This window comes from Actinomadura litoris (assembly GCF_009733595.1).
GTDB classification, from domain to species: Bacteria; Actinomycetota; Actinomycetes; order Streptosporangiales; family Streptosporangiaceae; genus Spirillospora; species Spirillospora litoris.
This window is the reverse complement of record NZ_WOFH01000010.1, coordinates 301168-318840: the sequence shown is the minus strand read 5'-3', so window position 1 is coordinate 318840 and position 17673 is coordinate 301168. Positions and strand designations below refer to the sequence as shown.

Below are 17673 nucleotides of genomic sequence, written 5' to 3'. Positions count from 1 at the left end.
GGTGGCGGGACTTGAACCCGCGACCCATGGATTAGAATGTGAAGTATCCGTTGCCTTCGCACCGGGCACCCCGCGAATATGGTGCTCCCCCCGAGATCGATGCGGTGTACGGAACCGCCCCGCCGAGGTGGGGCGTCAGGCCCGTGGGCGGGCCTGCGAGGAGTCGAACCCAGAAGTATCCGTGCACCTGCGCACCGGGAGGTGCGTGTTCAGTTGTGGAGGCGCCCGAGTTCAGGGTCGGCGAAGGTGACAAAGCGTTCTACCCATTGAACTACACGAGCCGGAGCCCGCGGCGGGACTCGAACCCGCAACCTCTCGATTCCAATTCGAAGTAACCCTCGCCTGCGCACCGGGCGCCTCTTCAGTTGTGCGTCCTTCCGAGTACACATGCGGCCTCAGGCGGCTCCAAGGAGAGAATCCTGGGTAAGAAGTAGCCTGTGGCCTTCGCACCGGAAGGGCGATGTCCTTAGAAAACCATTGTGCATCGCTTGCGCACAACCGAATTAAATGCGCTTCCCGCGACGCGGCGGAACGGTGGCATCATGTGCCCGGAGAGTGAGGGAGTACCGGTTGATGGCGCAGGATGCCCGGATCGACGGCCCGCGGCCGAGGAGCGTCCAGCCCAGGGAGCTGCTGCGGGGCGGGCGCGCCCTGCTCGGCGCCGCGCGCGGACTGCTGGAGGACCACCGGCGGGCGGTGGCGGAGGTGCACGCGGCGCTCGAACCGCTTCGGCTGGACGCGGCGCGCCGCCATCTGGCGTCGGTCCCCGTCGCCCGGCTCAAGGACGTGACCCACGGGCGCCTCCGCCTCGGCCCGCTGGAGCAGGCCGGGCTGAAGACCGTGCTCGACGTCCTCGACGCCACCCCGTACCGGCTCCAGCTCCTTCCCGGCATCGGCCCGCAGACCGCGAACCGGTTCCACGCCGCCGCCGGGCAGCTCGCGGACGCGGCGGCCGCCACGGCCGGCGTCCGGATCGACGCCGAGCGGCGCGACGAGCGGACCACCCCCCTGGTCGTCGCGCTGCACCGGATGGTGGACGCCGGGCCCGACCTGCCACGGGCGCGGGCCGCCGCCGCCCGGCTGGAGGCGGAGTTGGAGCCGCTCGTCCGGGAGGCGCGGCCCGAGGCGTCGTGGTGGCGGAGGGCGCTCTGCGGGAGGCGCAGGCGGGAGCGGGCGCGAAAGGCACTCGGCGAACTCCGGCGGGTCCTGGACGCGCCCGGTACCGGCCTCCTCATCTCGCAGGCGTCGGTCGACCTGCTGCGCCCGGCGGTCTCGGCGGACGAGGCGTGGATCGACTTCGAGCTGCGCGCGTCCGACTACCAGACGCTGCTGGCGGAGCTGGCCGCGCTGGATCCCGAGCGCGACGCGGCGGAGGGGTTCCTGCCCCGCGACATCGCGGCCAGGGTCAAGGCCCAGCCGCTCGACGACACCTACCGGCGGGTCTCGCTGCGCGGGTACCAGGCGTTCGGGGCGAGGTTCGCGCTCGTCCAGCGCAGGGTGATCCTCGGGGACGAGATGGGGCTCGGCAAGACCGTCCAGGCGATCGCCGCGATCGCGCACCTGCGGTCGGAGGGCGCCACGCACTTCCTGGTGGCGTGCCCGGCGAGCGTGCTGGTCAACTGGGTGCGGGAGATCGAGGCGCGCAGCACGCTGGCGGCGCGTCCGGTGCACGGGCCGGGGCGGGCGGCGGCGCTCGCGGACTGGGCCGGCGCGGGCGGCATCGCGGTCGCGACGCTGGACTCGCTGCACGCGCTCGACGTCCCCGGGGACCTGCCGCTCGGCATGTTCGTCGTGGACGAGGCGCACTACGCCAAGAACCACGAGACGCGGCGCGCGAGGGCCGTCGCGGCGTGGTGCGCGCGGACGGACCGCGTCCTGTTCCTCACCGGCACGCCGATGGAGAACCGCGTCGAGGAGTTCCGGAGCCTGGTGGCGCACCTGCGGCCCGAGGTGGCCGCGCGGGTCGCCCGGCGGGACGCGGTGGTCGGCGCGGCGGCGTTCCGCAAGGCCGTCGCGCCCGTCTACCTGCGCCGCAACCAGCGCGACGTGCTGCTGGAGCTGCCCGAGGTCGTGCACGTGGACGAGTGGGAGGAGTTCGGCCCGGCCGACGAGGCGGCCTACCGGAGCGCGGTCGCCGAGGGCAACTTCATGGCGATGCGCCGCGCCGCCTACGCCGTCCCGGCGGAGTCGGCGAAGCTCGCGCGGCTGAAGGAGCTGGTGGAGGAGGCCGCCGCGAACGAGCTGAAGGTCGTGGTGTTCTCCTATTTCCGGGACGTGCTCGCCGCCGTGCGGGACGCGGTCGGCGACGGCGCGCGGGGGCCGATCGACGGCGCGGCCACGGCGGAGCGGCGGCAGGCGCTGGTGGACGCGTTCACCGCCGAGCCCGGCCACGCGGTGCTGCTCGCGCAGATCCAGGCGGGCGGGGTCGGCCTCAACCTCCAGGCGGCGTCCGTGGTGATCATCTGTGAGCCGCAGGTGAAGCCGACCACCGAGACCCAGGCGGTCGCCCGCGCGCACCGGATGGGCCAGGCGCGCACCGTGCAGGTGCACCGGCTGCTCACGCCGGGCGGCGTGGACCAGCGGATGCTGGAGATCCTGGGGGCCAAGTCGCGGCTGTTCGACGCGTACGCGCGGCGCAGCCACCTGGCCGAGCGGGCGCCGGACGCGGTCGACGTCTCCGAGCAGTCCCTCGCCCGGCAGATCGTCGAGGAGGAGCGGGAACGCCTCGGCACGCCCTGAGCGGGACGCGTCCGAGCGGGGAAGAACCGGCGGGGCGGCCGTGTTGCGACGGACGAGCATCGAGCGGAGGAGACGTCATGGCCGAGGTCAGGGTGGAGCGCACCGAGGACGGGTTCCGGGCGGTCAACGACCGGGGCGCGAGCGTCGCGATCGGGGACGGCGACACCGACGGGGTCTTCACGCCGGTGGAGCTGCTGCTGGCGGCGCTCGGCGGCTGCGAGCTGGTCACCGTGGAGCCGCTGACGGCCCAGCGGGGGCACCGGCTGGCGCGGCTGGCCGCGACCGTCCAGGCCGACAAGATCGCCACCAGCGCGCTCGGCACGATCACGGTCACCTACGACGTGGAGCTGCCCGAGGGCGACGAGAAGGCGGCGGAGGTGCTGAAGGGCGTGGCCGCGCGCGTCCACGACAAGTACTGCACGGTCGGGAACGCGCTCAGGGAGCCGATGAAGGTCGATCAGATCGTCCCGTGAGGCCCTTGGGCTCCGCGGGTTCCTGGGTCCCCTTGTCCGGGGGGCAGACCGTCCCGGCCGGGGGGACGGTGCCCTGGAGGAGGTAGGCGTCCACGGTCCGGCGGACGCAGGCGTCGCCGGTGTCGTAGGCGCCGTGCCCCTCCCCCTTGAGGGTGAGGAGCGTCGCCTGCCCGCCGAGTGCCCTGGTCAGGGCGGGCGCCCACGCGTAGGGGGTGGCGGGGTCGCCGGTGTTGCCGACGACGAGGATCGGGGCGGCGGACGGCGCGGACACCTCGCGCGCCGCCGCGTCCCCCGCGACCGGCCAGCCGGTGCACTGGAGCAGGCCCCACGCCAGCGCCGGCCCGAACACCGGGGACGCGGCGCGGAAGCGCGGCAGCAGCCGCCGGACGTCGGCCGGGGCGTAGCGCGCGGTGGTGTCCGCGCAGGCGATCGCGGTGTTGGCGGCGGACAGGTTCGTGTAGGAGCCGTCGGGGCGGCGGCCGTTGCCCGCGTCGGCGAGGGCGCGCAGCAGGGTCCCGTCGCGGCGGGTGGCGGCGTCCACCAGGCCCTGCGCGAGGATCGGCCACGCCCGCCGGGAGTAGAGCGCGGCGGTGACGCCGCTGGTCGCGAGCCGCTCGGTCAGCCTCCGTCCGCCGCGCGCGGGCAGCGGCGCCCGGTCGAGCCGGGCGAGCAGCCGCCGGACGGACGCGGCGACGCCCGACCCGTCGGCGCCGAGCGGGCAGGCGCGCTCGCCGAGCGCGGCGCAGGCCGCCCCGAACGCACCGAGCGCCCGCTGGAACGCCTCGGCCTGCTGGAGCGCCTGCTCGGCCGGGTCCACGGCGGTGTCCACCGCCCCGTCGAGGACGGCGCGGCCGACGTTGCCGGGGTGCCGGTGGGCGTAGCTGCCGCCGAGCCAGGTGCCGTAGGAGATGCCGAAGTAGTGGAGCCGGGGGTCGCCGAGCGCGGCGCGGACCAGGTCCATGTCGCGGGCGGCGCTGACCGTCCCGACATGCGGGAGGAGCGCGCCCGACCGGGTCTGGCACCCCCGGTTGTAGGACGCCTCGTCCGCGGCGAACGCCCGCTCCTCGGCGGCGGTGTCGGGGGTGCCCTCCCGCGCGGTCAGGACGTCCATGCGGCGGTCGTCGACGCAGGTGACGGGGGCGCTGCGGCCGACGCCGCGCGGGTCGAAGCCGACCAGGTCGTAGCGGGTGTTCAGGCGCGCGTAGTCGCCGGCGGCCTGGGCGAGGGTGTCGACGCCCTCGCCGCCGGGGCCGCCGAAGTTGAACAGCAAGGACCCGATACGGTGCTCGGAGTCGGTGGCGGGGACGCGGATCAGCGCGACGCCGATCGCCTCCCCCGAGGGCCTGTCATGGTCCAACGGGACCCGCACCGTGGTGCAGCGGAACCCGGCGGGCGGCGGCTTCACCCCGGGGTCCGGCTCGGGCAGACCGGTGCAGCGCTTCCACACGAGCCGCTCGGGCGGCGCGTCTCCGGGCTCCTTGGACAGTGAGCGACCGGACCAATCGGACGGTGACCGCACCGACCGGATCGAGGGCGACGCGGCGTCCGGGACCAGACCGAAAGCGGTCAGGATCGCAGCGAATACCACCACTTTGCCGGGTATCGAGGTGATCCTGGCCATTCGTCCCCCCGTTCGGTTCACGGGGGGCGGCCTGGACCTACCCGGTGCCTCCTATGCTGATGCCTGATCAACTTCATAGGCTCCGCGCGGGGAGCCGTCTGAGGGGTGAGGTTCCCCTGAGACCCCTCCCCCGAAAGTCCGGATACCGCATCAGGGTCGTACTACTCAAGTCTGAGACGAAGACCATTCGGCGCGGTGATCTCAATCAGGGGGCCGCGAGGCAAAGATAGGTAGCATGGCCCAGACCGCCCCCCCAGCAGCCCACCGAGGCCAGGCCCGAACGGCCCGGCGAGGTGGGCCGCGCCAGCCCGCCGAGACGGCACGTCGCCGGGTGCTCAAGGCACCGCCGGTGTGGCGCGAGCTCCTGCTGATCGCGCTCTTCTACTCCGGCTACACGCTGACGCGCATCGTCCTCGTCCAGGACGGCACCGGTCCGGCGTTCGAGCACGCCAGACAGATCCTCCACGTCGAGCGGCTCCTGGGCATCGACGTGGAGCTGGGCCTGAACCAGACGCTGCTGGACGTGCCCTGGCTGGCGCGCACCGCGAACCTGTTCTACGCCACGATGCACTTCATCGTGACGGCCGGGATCGTCGTGTGGCTGTACCGGTACCGCCCGCGGGAGTACCGCTGGCTCCGGACGTCGATCATGGTGGCCACGGGCCTGGCGCTGATCGGCTTCTGGCTCTACCCGCTCGCGCCGCCGCGCTTCCTCGGCAGCGAGGGGTTCGTCGACCCGGTGACCGCGCTGCACTCCGTCGGCCTGTACGCCAGCGACGCCTCGGGCAGCCTCACCAACCAGTACGCCGCGATGCCGTCCATGCACGCGGGGTGGGCGCTGTGGTGCGGGTTCATCCTGGTCAAGATGGCCACCCAGCGCTGGGCCAAGATCGTCGGGGTGCTCTACCCCGCCACGACGGTGTTCGTGATCCTGTCCACCGCCAACCACTACCTCATGGACGCGATCGTCGGCATCGCGATCATCGCGGGCGCGCTCGGCCTGTCCTGGATGCTCTACATGCGCTGCCCCCAGCGGCTGCTGGACGCCCGGCACGCGGTGTCGGCGCGGCTGGGCCGCCCCTGGGACCGCGGCACGGCGCGCACCCTCGCGACGAGGGTCGGCGCGGCGTTCGGCGCGGGCGCCTCCGTGACGGCCACGCACGTCCCGGTGCGGGCCACCGCCGGGACCTCGGCCGGTTCCGCGGCGCGGAGCACGGCGCGGGCCACCGCCGGCGCCGCCGCGACGAGCGCGGCCAAGAGCGCGGCCCGCACGGCCGCCCGGGTCGCCGAGTCCGGGCGGACCCGCGCGGACTCGGCCACGGCCGGGGGTGCGTCCGGCTCCGCCATTTGACACGATAGGAAGAGTGGCCAGGTCAGGGCACCCTTCCGGGTCCGGCCGCGGCGCCGGGGGCGACGTGGCGGGGGGTCGGCTCACGGCCGCCTTCGCGATCCGCGTCCGGCCTCGGCTCTGGTCGGAGCTGCTCCTGCTGGTGGTCTGCTACGGCGCGTACCAACTGGTGCGGAACCTCGTCCCGGTCGATCCGGCGACGGCGGCGCACCGGGCCCGCGAGATCCTCGAAGTGGAGTACTCGCTCCACCTGGACGTCGAGTACGACGTGAACCGGGTGTTCGCGGGGCACGGATGGCTGGCGACCGCCGGGAACTACTTCTACGCCACGATGCACTTCGCCGCGACCGTCGCCGTGATGGTGTGGCTGTACGTCCGCAGACCCGCCCGGTACGCGGTGTACCGGACGCTCCTGTTCGCCACGACGCTGCTGGGCCTCCTCGGCTTCTGGCTGTTCCCGCTGGCCCCGCCGCGGATGCTGCCCGGCTTCACCGACACCGTGGCCGTCTTCGGGACCTGGGGCTTCTACGGCTCCGGGCCCACCGCGTCGGTCACCAACCAGTTCGCGGCGATGCCGTCCATGCACACCGCCTGGTCGCTGTGGTGCGCGGCGGCGGTGATCGGCGTCGTCCGGCGGCGGTGGGCGTGGCTGGCCCTGCTCTATCCCGCGCTCACGATCGTCGTGATCGTGGGGACGGCCAACCACTTCCTCCTGGACGCGGCGGGCGGCGTGGGCGCCCTCGCCGGCGGCGCGCTGATCGCGATCCCGGCCCGGGAGCTCGCCTGGCGCCTCGTCCCGGCCCGCCCCTGCGCGACGGCCGCACCGCTCCGTGATCATCCTGCGGGCGGATCCCCTCCGCCATCTCCGCCCACGGGCTGGTAGAGCGCTCACGCGGCCCAGGCCCCCGGTCATGCGCGCCCGCCCGAGCGCCGCTACTCGTCGGCGCCATAGAACACACGTTCGACCACACCGCGGGCGCGGCGGGTGCGGCGGCGGTAGTCCTCCAGCAGGTCGCCCGGCCCGGGGTAGCCGAGCACGCTGGCGACGGCGGTGCGCTCGCGGTGGTGCTCGCTCGGCAGCAGGTCCGACGCCCGGCCCCGGACCAGCATGAGCGAGCCGCGGATGCGGGTGGCCAGGCACCACGCCTCGGCCAGGACGGACGCGTCCTCCTCCTCCAGCAGGCCCGCGCCGACCGCCGCGTCCAGCGCGGCGAGGGTCCGGGTCGTGCGCAGCGCGGGGACGGCGTGGGCGTGCCGGAGCTGGAGGAGCTGCGCGACCCACTCGACGTCGGCGAGGCCGCCGGGGCCGAGCTTGGTGTGCAGGGAGCGGTCGACCCCGCGCGGCAGCCGCTCGGACTCCATCCGCGCCTTGAGCCGCCGGATCTGCCGGACCGCCGCCTCGTCGACGCCGCCCTCGGGGAAGCGGATCGGGTCGATCAGCGCGCGGAAGCCCTCGCACAGCCCCGGGTCGCCGATGAGGGGGTCGGCGCGCAGCAGCGCCTGCGCCTCCCACGGCTGCGACCAGCGGGCGTAGTAGGCGGCGTAGGAGGCGAGCGTCCGCACGAGCGGGCCCTGGCGGCCCTCGGGACGCAGGTTCGGGTCGATGTCCAGCGGCGGGTCGGGGGCGGGCAGCGACAGCAGCCGCCGCAGCTCCTCGGCGACGCCGTGCGCGGCGCGGCCCGCGGCCCGCTCGTCGGCGCCGGGGAGCGGGTCGTGGACGAACATCACGTCGGCGTCGCTGCCGTAGCCGAGTTCGTGACCGCCGAACCGGCCCATCGCGACCACCGCGATCCGGGTCGGCAGCGCCTCCCCGGTGGCCCGCTCGACCTTGCTGACGGCGGCGCGCAGCGCGGCCTCGATCGTCACGGCGGCGATGTCGGTGAGCGCGAGCCCCACCGCCTCGACCTCGGCCAGGCCGAGCAGGTCGGCGACCGCGACCCGGAACAGCTCGCGGCGGCGCAGCGCGCGCACGACCCCGACCGCGTCCTCGGCGGCCGACGCCGACGGGGCGCCCGCGTCCGGCTGGGTGTGCCGGCGGACGGCCGCGAACGCCTCGGCGCGCAGCGAGGCCCGCGGCCGGGGCGCGAGGTCGGCGGCGCTGCCGAGCGTCGCGACCGCCTCGGGCGCGCGCAGCAGCAGGTCGGTGGCATAGCGGCTGGAGCCGAGCAGCCACGCCATCCGCTCGGCGACGACCACCTCGTCGCGCAGCAGCCGCAGGTACCAGGGGGTGGTGCCGAGCGCGTCGCTGACCTTCCGGAACCCGAGCAGGCCCTCGTCGGGGTCGGGGGCGTCGGCGAACCAGCCGAGCATGACCGGCAGCAGCGTCCGCTGGATCGCCGCGCGCCGCGACACCCCGGCGGTGAGCGCCTCGATGTGCCGGAGGGCGCCCGCCGGGTCGGCGTAGCCGAGCGCCTCCAGCCGGGCGCGCGCGGCCTCGGGCGTGAGCCGCGCCTCCTCCCCCGGCAGCCGGGCGACCGCCGGGAGCAGCGGGCGGTAGAACAGCTTCTCGTGGATCCGGCGGACCTTCCGCGCCTGCCGCCGCCACTCCCCCGTGAACTCCCGGACCGGGTCGGGGCGCAGGCCGAGGGCCCGGCCGAGGCGCCGCAGCCCGGCCTCGTCGTCGGGGACGAGGTGGGTGCGGCGCAGCCGGTGCAGCTGCACCAGGTGCTCGACGCGCCGCAGGAACCGGTACGCGGTCGCGAGGGACGCGGCGTCGTCGCGCCCGACGTAGCCGCCGCGCGACAGCTCCGACAGCGCGTCCAGCGTGGTGGGGCTGCGCAGCGTCTCGTCGGCCCGGCCGTGGACGAGCTGGAGGAGCTGCACCGCGAACTCCACGTCGCGCAGCCCGCCGGGGCCGAGCTTGAGCTGCCGCTCGGCCTCGCCGGTGCGCCGGTCGAGGTCGGCCTCCACCCGGCGCCGCATGGCCTGGACGTCGGCGACGAAGCTCTCGCCCTCGGCGGCCCGCCACACGATCGGGGTGATCGCCTCCATGTAGCGGGCGCCGAGGCCGGGGTCCCCCGCGACCGGCCGCGCCTTGAGCAGCGCCTGGAACTCCCAGGTCTTGGCCCAGCGCTCGTAGTAGGCGCGGTGGCTGGCGAGGGTCCGCACGAGCGGCCCGGACCTCCCCTCGGGGCGCAGCGCCGCGTCCACCTCCCACAGCGACCCCTCCGGGGTGCTGGCCGAGCAGGCCCGCATGGTCGCCGAGGCGAGCCGGGTCGCGACGCGCAGCGCGGCGTCCTCGCCGTGCCCCTCCCGGGCCTCCGCCACGAAGACCACATCGACGTCGGAGACGTAGTTCAGCTCCCGGCCGCCGCACTTGCCCATCCCGATCACCGCGAGGCGGCAGGCGTCGTGCCCGGGGACCTCCGCGCGGGCGATCGCGAGCCCGGCCTCCAGCGCGGCGGCGGCGAGGTCGGCGAGCGCGGCGGCGACGTCCGCGACGTCCAGGTCGCCGCACAGGTCGCGGCCGGCGAGCGCGAGCAGCCGCCGCCGGTAGGCGACCCGCAGCGCCGCGAGGACGCCGGGACCCTGCGCGACGGGGTCGGCGGCGGAGGCGTCGGCGCCCACGGCCTCCAGCAGCCCGGCGCGCGGGTCCCCCAGCGGCGCGCCGCCGTCGCGCAGGACGCGCCAGTCCCCGGCGTGCCGGACGAGGTGGTCGGCGAGCGCGGCGCTGACCCCGAGCACCCTGGTCAGCCGGGCCCGGGTCTCGGGCTCGGCGTCGAGCGCCGCCCGCAGCTCGGGGCCGGGCGCGGCGTCCAGGAGCCGGAGCAGGCCGTCCAGCGCCAGGTCGGGGTCGGCGGTGCCGCCGAGCGCCTCCAGCAGGCCGTCGCCGAGGGGGGCGGTCCCGGCGCGCTCGGCCTCGGCGATGAGCCGCCCGGCCCGGCCCGTGTCGGTGAACCCGAGCCGCGCCAGCCGTCCCACGAGCGAGGGACGGCGGTCGCTCCACGGATCGCCCACGACGCGGCCGGGCCGCTACAGGACGGCCATGAGCCGCTTGCGTTCGAACACCGTCACCTCGCGCCGGTACTCCTCCCACTCCTGGCGCTTGTTGCGCAGGAAGAAGTCGAAGACGTGCTCGCCGAGGACGTCGGCGACCAGCTCGCTGCGCTCCATCGCGTGGATCGCCTCGTCGAGGTTCTGCGGCAGCGGCTCGATGCCGAGCGCGCGCCGCTCGGCGGGGGTCAGCGCCCACACGTCGTCCTCGGCGCCCGGCGGCAGCTCGTAGCCCTCCTCGATGCCGCGCAGCCCGGCGCCGAGGATCGCCGCGAACGCGAGGTAGGGGTTGGCGGCGGTGTCCAGCGAGCGGAACTCGATGCGGGTCGAGTGGCCCTTGTGCGGCTTGTACATCGGCACGCGGACGAGCGCGGACCGGTTGTTGTGCCCCCAGCAGATGTAGGACGGCGCCTCTCCCCCGGCGCCCGCCGCCGAGCCGACGCCGCCCCACAGCCGCTTGTAGGAGTTCACCCACTGGTTGCAGACGGCGGTGATCTCGGCGGAGTGCCGCAGCAGCCCCGCGATGAACGCGCGCCCGACCTTGGACAGCTTGTACTCGGCGCCGGGCTCGTAGAAGGCGTTGCGGTCGCCCTCGAACAGCGACATGTGGGTGTGCATGCCCGAGCCGGGGTGCTCGGTGAAGGGCTTCGGCATGAACGAGGCGAACACGCCCTGCTCCAGCGCGACCTCCTTCATCACCAGCCGGAACGTCATGATGTTGTCGGCGGTGGTGAGCGCGTCGGCGTAGCGGAGGTCGATCTCCTGCTGGCCGGGGGCGCCCTCGTGGTGGCTGAACTCCACCGAGATGCCCATGGCCTCCAGCATCGTGATCGCGTTGCGCCGGAAGTCGTGCGCGGCGCTGTGCGGGGTGTGGTCGAAGTAGCCGCCCGCGTCCGCCGGCTCGGGCTCGCGGCCGTCCTCGGGACGGTCGTTGAGCAGGAAGAACTCGATCTCGGGATGGGTGTAGAAGGTGAACCCGAGGTCGGCGGCGCGGGCGAGGGCCCGTTTGAGGACGTAGCGGGGGTCGGCGAAGCTCGGCGTGCCGTCGGGCATGAGGATGTCGCAGAACATCCGGCCGACGCCCGGCGACTCCGAGCGCCACGGCAGCACCTGGAAGGTGGACGGGTCGGGCTTGGCGATCATGTCGGCCTCGTACACGCGGGCGAAGCCCTCGATCGCCGAGCCGTCGAAGCCGATGCCCTCGCCGAAGGCGCCCTCCAGTTCGGCGGGGGCGACCGCCACCGACTTCAGGAACCCGAGCACGTCGGTGAACCACAGCCGGATGAAGCGGATGTCGCGCTCCTCCAGCGTGCGGAGCACGAACTCCTGCTGTCGCTCCAAAGCCTTCTCCCTCGATGGTGCCTGCCGGGTTCGTCGGCAGGGTGTGCCAGCTGGGCGTGCCCCGCAGGTCAGGGGCTACGCGCCGACCCCCGGCTACTTCGCAGTATGCCCGTCCGCTGTTACCGCGACGTTACGCGGCCGACGTCCTGACCGGAACATATCCGACCCTTCACCTCTCACCCCCCTGCACACGCGCGGCGGCCGGATCAAGGACGCGGGACAGGAACTCCCGCGTCCGCTCGTGGTCGGGGTCGGTGACCATCCGGGCCGCCTCCCCCTGCTCGACGATCACGCCGCCGTCCATGAACGCGACCCGGTCGGCGACCTCGCGGGCGAAGCTCATCTCGTGGGTGACGACGAGCATGGTCATGCCCGCCTCCGCGAGCCCGCGCATGACGCCGAGGACGTCGCCGACGAGTTCGGGGTCCAGCGCGGACGTCGGCTCGTCGAACAGCATCACCTCGGGCCCCATCGCGAGCGCGCGGGCGATCGCGACGCGCTGCTGCTGCCCGCCCGACAGCTGCGCCGGGTAGGCGCCGACCTTGTCCGCCAGCCCGACCCGCTCCAGGTTCTCCCGCGCGATCCGCTCGGCGTCCCGCTTCCCGCGCCGCAGCACCTTGCGCTGCGCGACCGCCACGTTCCCGAGCGCGGTGAGGTGCGGGAACAGGTTGAACGACTGGAACACCATGCCGATCCGGCGGCGGACGGCGTCGATGTCGACGTCGGGGTCGGTGACCTCCGCGCCCGCGACCCGGACCGTTCCGGCGGACGGCTCCTCCAGCAGGTTCACGCAGCGCAGCAGCGTCGACTTCCCCGAGCCGGACGGCCCGATGACGCACACCACCTCGCCCGCGTCCACGCGGAAGTCGATGCCGCGCAGCACCTCGTTCGCCCCGAACGACTTGTGCAGCCCGCTGATCTCGATCGCGCCCGCGTCCGCTCCGGCGGGTTCACCGGTACGGGTCATCGCTGCCCCCTGCGCTGCCGCGCCTCCAGCCGTCTGGCCAGCAGGCTCAGCGGGATGGTGATGATCAGATAGCAGATCCCGGCCACGATGATCGGGGTGGTGTTGCCCTTCTGCCCGGCGAGGTCGCGGCCGAACTTGGTGAGCTCGCGCTGCTCCAGCGTGATGCCGAGGAACAGCACGAGCGAGGAGTCCTTGCACAGCAGCACGACCTGGTTGGTCAGCGGGGGGATCACGATCCGGAACGCCTGCGGGAGGATGATCGTCCACATCGCCCGGCCCTGCGACATGCCGAGCGAGCGCGCGGCCTCCACCTGCCCGCGCGGGACGGCCTCGATGCCCGCGCGGATCGTCTCGGCGATGTAGGCGGTGGCGGCCAGGCCGAGCGCGAGCCCCGCCTGCCCGACGGCGCCGCCGGGGATCTCCGTGCCGGGGAAGGCCAGCGGCACGCCGACCGCCACGAAGATGAAGATCAGCAGCAGCGGCAGGCCGCGGAAGACCTCGATGTAGGCGGTGGCGAGCCACCGGTAGGGGGCCGCGGTCGACAGCCGCATCAGCGCGACCACCAGCCCGCCCGCCAGGCCGAGGCCGAACCCGACCGCCGTGTAGACGGCGGTGTTGCGCAGCCCGACCGTGATGATGTCGGGGAAGAGCTGCTCGGCGACCTCCTGTTTGGCGAAGTTCTCCCGCAGCGTGGGCCAGTCGGCCAGCAGCGCGACGACCACGACCGCGGCGGCGAACAGCGTGTACTGCGCGCCCAGGGACAGCCGCCGGCGGCGGCGCCGCGGCATGCCCGCGAAGAGGCCGCGGGCCGGGCCGCGCGAGGCGGCGGCGTCCACCGGCTCGACCGTCACGACGGGCCTCCCGCCGGCGGCATCGCGCCGATCCACCTCTCGTAGATCCGCTTGTAGGTGCCGTCGGCCTTGGCCTGCGCGAGGACCTGGTTCACCAGCTCGACGAGCTTCGGGTTGTGGCCCTTGCGGATCCAGAACCCGTACTGCTCGCCGGTGTTGAGGTTCGCGACGATCTCCAGGCCCGCGTTCGCCGGGTCCTTGAGCCAGCCCTTGACGACCGGGTCGTCCTGGACGATGACCTTGACCTGGCCGGTGCGCAGGCCGTCCAGCTCGGCGCCGGAGTTGTCGAAGGAGACCGGGTCGAAGCCCTTGCCCTTGACGTAGTCCTCGCCGGTCGTCCCGGCCTGCGCGCCGAGCTTGAGGTCCTTGGCCTTGACGGCGTCCAGCGAGGTGACGCCGCTGCCCTTCTTCGCCAGCAGCGACTGCGTGGCGTCGAAGTAGGGCTTGGTCACGTCCATGAACTCGACCCGGTCGGGTTTGATCGTCATGCCGCCCATGACGATGTCGCATTTCCCGGCGTTCAGCGCGGCGCCGGTCCGCATCGTCTCGAACTGCGTGTCGACGATCTTCTGCGTCACGCCGAGGCGCTTCGCGACGAGGTCGACCAGGTCGACGTCGAAGCCGACGACCTTTCCTCCCTGTTCCACCTGGAACGGCGGGTACGGCAGGTGGGTGCAGGAGGTCAGCGCGTCCTTCTTGATGAGCTTCACCCCCTGCACGGTGGCGCCCTCGTCGCCGTTTCCGCAGGACGTCGCGGTCAGCGCCAGGGCGGCCAGTCCGGTTCCGAGCGCCCAACGTGCGGTCCATCTGGTCACATGTCCTCCTGTGTCGGTGTTTCGTCGTCGGTCTTCGTCGTCGGTCCGTTCGGCTGTCCCATTCGTCTCCGCTCGCGTGATCATCGGAGAACACCGCGGCCCGCCGCACGATCGGCGGGCCCGTCCGTGACCGTCCCCTCAATCCCGTTTCCCCAAAAATTGACGTGGCGATCATGGTTCTGACCGGTGGTGGTCATTAGCGTGGGCCGGGTCGTGGACATCTCACTTCTTCTCTCGACGTCGGACCGGGTGGCCCCGCTGGCCGCCCCGTCGGCCATGCACCCGGAGTCCTGGCAGCTGTGCGCGCAGGTCGAGTCCTGGGCGCGCGGCCGGGGCCTGGTGCTCGGCGACCCCGACACCTCGCCGCTCGGCCGGGCCAGGTGCGAGCGGCTGGCGGCGCGGGTCTTCCCCGGCGCCGACCTCGTCGCCGTGGACCTGTTCGCCCGCTGGCTGACCTGGGCGCTCGCGCTGGACGACACGCTCGACCACCCGCCGCTCGCCGACAGCGGCAGCGCCGTCCACGCCCTGTACGACGACCTGCTGCGCGCGATGCGGCGCGGGCACGCCCGGCCGGGCGCCCGCCCGCTGGAGGCGGCGCTGGTGGAGCTGTGGGGCGCCACGTCCCGCTCCATGAGCCGCGACTGGCGCCGCCGGTTCATGCTGCAACTGGAGGCGCACCGGGACGGCTGCGCCGAGGAGGCCGTCAACCGCCGCATCGGGCACGTCCCGGCGCCCGCCGCGTACACGGCGCTGCGGCGGCGCGCGTGCCCGCCGTTCCTGTACGACCTGATCGAGCCGGTGCTCGGCGTGGAGCTGGCGCCGCGGCTGCTGCGCACGCCCGGCTGGAAGACGCTCGCGCACAGCGTCGCCGACGTCGTCGCGTGGACGAACGACCTCGCCTCGCACGACCTGGAGTCGGCGCGCGGCGACGTCCACAACTACCCGGCCGTGCTCGCCGCCGCGCACGGCGTGGACGCGGCGCGCGCGGGCGACATGGTCGTCGAGCGGGTCGCCGAGCGGATCGAGGACGCGTGGAAGGCGGCCCGGGGGCTGCCCGACATGCTCGAACGGCTGCACCTGAACGCCGCGCAGCGCGCCGCCGCCGCGCAGGTCGTCAAGGTGCTGCTGGACACGCCCCGCGCGCACCTGGACTGGCTCGCCGAGTCGGGCCGCTACGAGTCCGGCGGCTCGGTGACGTCCCTGCGCCTGGACGCCCTGGCCTCGCTGCGCTGAGCGCTGTTGGCGGTCAGCGCGTCGCCCTCGGGGGTGCGGACGTACAGGACGCTGCGCCCCATCCGGTGCCCGGACACCAGGCCGCAGGCGCGCAGCACGCCGAGGTGCTGGCTGACCGCGCCCGCCGTGACGTCCATCCGCGCGGCCAGCTCCGTCGTGGACGCGGGGGCGGCGAGCGCGATGAGCAGCTCGGCGCGGCGGCGGCCGACCAGCGCGGCGAGCGCGTCCGGCACGCGGGACCCGGCGCCGCGCCCGCCCGACTCCCACAGCGTCGCGACGCCGGTCGGCGGGTAGCTGAGCATCGCCTGGTAGGGCGGCAGCATCACCGACACGCTCGGCCACACGAACACGCTCGGGACCAGGAGCAGCCCGCTCCCGGCCAGCTCGCCGTGGTGGTGCCAGCGCCGGTCGATGAACAGCCGCCCGGCGCGCCAGGCGACCGCCTCGTGGAGGTCGGCGAACACGCCCTCGGCGCCCCGCGCGGCCAGCGCGCGGGTGCGGCGCAGGACGTCGCCCTCCAGCAGGTCGCGGACGCGCGGCCAGAACGGCTCCACGGCGGCGGCCCAGTAGCGTTCGAGGGCGTCGGCGATGTCCGCCAGGGCGCGCTCCGGGTCGTCGGCGAGCGCCAGCCGCTCCGGTCCGGCGCTGCCGCCGCGCTCCGTCCAGCGCAGCTCGGCGGCGACCACCTCCGGGGGCGTCGCGCGGACGACGTCCAGCTCGGCCCGCAGGTCGGGCAGCGGGGTCACCGGCGGCGGGGTGAGGAAGTCGGGGATGTAGCCCCAGGGCTTGACGAGCACGTGCAGCAGACCCAGGTCGAGGCCGTCCAGGCCGGGACGGACGGCGCGCACCCACGGCAGGTGCAGCGCGTGCCCCGACGGGTCGCCGAGGACCCGCAGGCTGCGCACCATCTCCCACAGCGGGGAGAACGCGAACCGGACGCGCGCGACGTCGTCCGGGGCGAACACCAGCTCGATCATTTAGCACAGGCTAAATCATTGTCGCCGCCGCCGGGGTGGACCGCACCATCGGTGGGTGGCCACCCTGGAAGACGCTCCCGTCGGCATGCCGCCGTCCACCGGCCGGCTCGCCGCGTTCCTGCACCCCCGCGTCGGCGGGTTCCCCCGCACGTTCTGGTTCCTGTGGGCGGGCACCCTGCTCAACCGCCTCGGGACGATGGTCGAGCCGTTCATGGGGCTCTACCTGACGACGATGCGGGGGCTGTCGCTCGCCGAGGCCGGCGCGGTCATGGCGGTGATCGGCGCGGGCTCCTTCGCCGGGCAGCTCGCGGGCGGCGCGCTCGCCGACCGGCTCGGCCGCCGCGCGACGCTGACGTTCGCGACCGTCGGCACCGGCGTCGCGATGCTCGCGCTCGGCTACGCGCAGGGCCTGCCCGCGATCATTGTGTCCGCGCTGGTGTTCGGGCTGCTGCTGGACATGTACCGGCCCGCCTCGCAGGCGATGGTGGCCGACCTCGTCTCCCCCGCCGACCGCCCGCGCGCGTTCGGGCTGCTGTTCTGGGCGGTCAACCTCGGCTGGGCGGTCGCGATGGTGCTCGGCGGGACGCTCGCGCAGCAGGGGTTCCTGTGGCTGTTCTGGATCGACGCGCTGACCTGCGCGGCGTTCGGGCTCCTGGTCTGGCGCGCCGTCCCCGAGACGCGGACCCGCGCGGCCGCGGACGCGCCGCCCGGCGGGTTCGGCCGGGTGCTGCGCGACCGGGTCATGGTCGCCTACGCGCTGGTCGCGCTGGTCTACACGTTCGTGCTGATGCAGTGCCTGACCACGATGCCGCTCGCGATGAAGGAGGAGGGCCTCGGCCCGCGCGACTACGGCGTGGCGTTCGCGGCCAACGGCGTCCTGATCATCATCGTGCAGCCGCTGGTCAACGCGTGGCTAGCGCGGCGCGACCACAGCCTCGTGATGGCCGCCGGGTTCTGCCTGGTCGGCCTCGGGTTCGGGTCGATGGCGTTCGCCTCGACGCTCGCCGGGTACATCGCGGCGATCCTGGTGTGGACGATCGGGGAGATCATGGCCGCGTCGGTCCTGCAGGCCGTCGTCGCCGACCTCGCCCCGCCCCACCTGCGCGGACGCTACAGCGGCCTGTACGGGATGGCGTGGTCGGGCGGGTTCCTGCTGGCGCCGCTCGGCGGCACCCTGCTGCTGGACGCCGGGGGCGGCCCCGCGCTGTGGCTGACCTGCCTGGCACTCGGCCTCGCGGCGGCCGCGGCGCAGCTCGCGCTCGGCCCCGCGATCCGGCGCCGCCACGTCCTCGCCTTTTCGTCACAGTGACGAAAC

At 74.2% G+C, this 17673-nt stretch carries 13 protein-coding genes and 1 tRNA gene; 6 read left to right on the top strand and 8 right to left on the bottom strand.

Annotation, left to right across the window (positions count from 1 at the left end; all coding sequences use genetic code 11):
• Nucleotides 1-284 precede the first annotated feature (284 nt).
• Nucleotides 285-355 (bottom strand) — tRNA-Ser (locus GNZ18_RS27385).
• Between the two features lie 218 nt (nt 356-573).
• Between GNZ18_RS27385 and GNZ18_RS27380 the strand changes: the two genes are divergently transcribed.
• Nucleotides 574-2739, top strand: a complete 2166-nt coding sequence (locus GNZ18_RS27380; protein ID WP_156219404.1) for a DEAD/DEAH box helicase — start codon at nt 574-576, stop codon at nt 2737-2739.
• A gap of 77 nt (nt 2740-2816) precedes the next feature.
• Nucleotides 2817-3212 carry an OsmC family protein gene (locus GNZ18_RS27375; RefSeq protein ID WP_156219403.1) on the top strand — a complete coding sequence of 132 codons (396 nt, stop codon included), beginning with the start codon at nt 2817-2819 and terminating at the stop codon, nt 3210-3212.
• Here GNZ18_RS27375 and GNZ18_RS27370 read toward each other — a convergent pair.
• Nucleotides 3175-4803, bottom strand: a complete 1629-nt coding sequence (locus tag GNZ18_RS27370) for an alpha/beta hydrolase (protein ID WP_312874776.1) — start codon at nt 4801-4803, stop codon at nt 3175-3177. The genes GNZ18_RS27375 and GNZ18_RS27370 overlap by 38 nt on opposite strands.
• A 379-nt stretch (nt 4804-5182) precedes the next feature.
• Between GNZ18_RS27370 and GNZ18_RS27365 the strand changes: the two genes are divergently transcribed.
• Nucleotides 5183-6184 (top strand): phosphatase PAP2 family protein, encoded by a 1002-nt coding sequence (locus tag GNZ18_RS27365; RefSeq protein ID WP_312874775.1) that lies wholly within the window; start codon nt 5183-5185, stop codon nt 6182-6184.
• Between the two features lie 64 nt (nt 6185-6248).
• Nucleotides 6249-7064, top strand: a complete 816-nt coding sequence (locus GNZ18_RS27360) for a phosphatase PAP2 family protein (RefSeq protein ID WP_214618081.1) — start codon at nt 6249-6251, stop codon at nt 7062-7064.
• Nucleotides 7065-7114: 50 nt separating this feature from the next.
• On the opposite strand, the gene GNZ18_RS27355 is transcribed toward GNZ18_RS27360, so the two are convergent.
• The 5 genes from GNZ18_RS27355 to GNZ18_RS27335 form a co-directional block, all read right to left on the bottom strand.
• Nucleotides 7115-10138: a bifunctional [glutamine synthetase] adenylyltransferase/[glutamine synthetase]-adenylyl-L-tyrosine phosphorylase gene (locus tag GNZ18_RS27355; protein WP_312874774.1), complete on the bottom strand. Its 3024-nt coding sequence runs from the start codon at nt 10136-10138 to the stop codon at nt 7115-7117.
• A gap of 15 nt (nt 10139-10153) precedes the next feature.
• Entirely contained in the window at nt 10154-11515 is a 1362-nt protein-coding gene (gene glnA2, locus GNZ18_RS27350; protein ID WP_156219401.1) for a gamma-glutamylpolyamine synthetase GlnA2, read from the bottom strand.
• A gap of 169 nt (nt 11516-11684) precedes the next feature.
• A complete protein-coding gene (locus tag GNZ18_RS27345; protein ID WP_156219400.1) occupies nt 11685-12482 on the bottom strand; it encodes an amino acid ABC transporter ATP-binding protein in 798 nt (265 codons plus the stop codon).
• Nucleotides 12479-13333 carry an amino acid ABC transporter permease gene (locus GNZ18_RS27340; protein ID WP_312874773.1) on the bottom strand — a complete coding sequence of 285 codons (855 nt, stop codon included), beginning with the start codon at nt 13331-13333 and terminating at the stop codon, nt 12479-12481. The genes GNZ18_RS27345 and GNZ18_RS27340 overlap by 4 nt, the downstream gene beginning before the upstream one ends.
• Nucleotides 13330-14148, bottom strand: coding sequence for an ABC transporter substrate-binding protein (locus GNZ18_RS27335; RefSeq protein WP_312874772.1), 819 nt, complete (start codon nt 14146-14148; stop codon nt 13330-13332). The genes GNZ18_RS27340 and GNZ18_RS27335 overlap by 4 nt, the downstream gene beginning before the upstream one ends.
• A 186-nt stretch (nt 14149-14334) precedes the next feature.
• Between GNZ18_RS27335 and GNZ18_RS27330 the strand changes: the two genes are divergently transcribed.
• On the top strand, nt 14335-15381 hold the full coding sequence (locus GNZ18_RS27330) for a terpene synthase family protein (protein ID WP_312874771.1): 1047 nt from the start codon (nt 14335-14337) through the stop codon (nt 15379-15381).
• Here GNZ18_RS27330 and GNZ18_RS27325 read toward each other — a convergent pair.
• Entirely contained in the window at nt 15321-16358 is a 1038-nt protein-coding gene (locus GNZ18_RS27325) for an ArsR/SmtB family transcription factor (protein WP_156219398.1), read from the bottom strand. The genes GNZ18_RS27330 and GNZ18_RS27325 overlap by 61 nt on opposite strands.
• Nucleotides 16359-16413: 55 nt before the next feature.
• Between GNZ18_RS27325 and GNZ18_RS27320 the strand changes: the two genes are divergently transcribed.
• Complete coding sequence (locus GNZ18_RS27320; protein ID WP_312874770.1) at nt 16414-17667, top strand: MDR family MFS transporter; 1254 nt, start codon at nt 16414-16416, stop codon at nt 17665-17667.
• Nucleotides 17668-17673 lie beyond the last annotated feature (6 nt).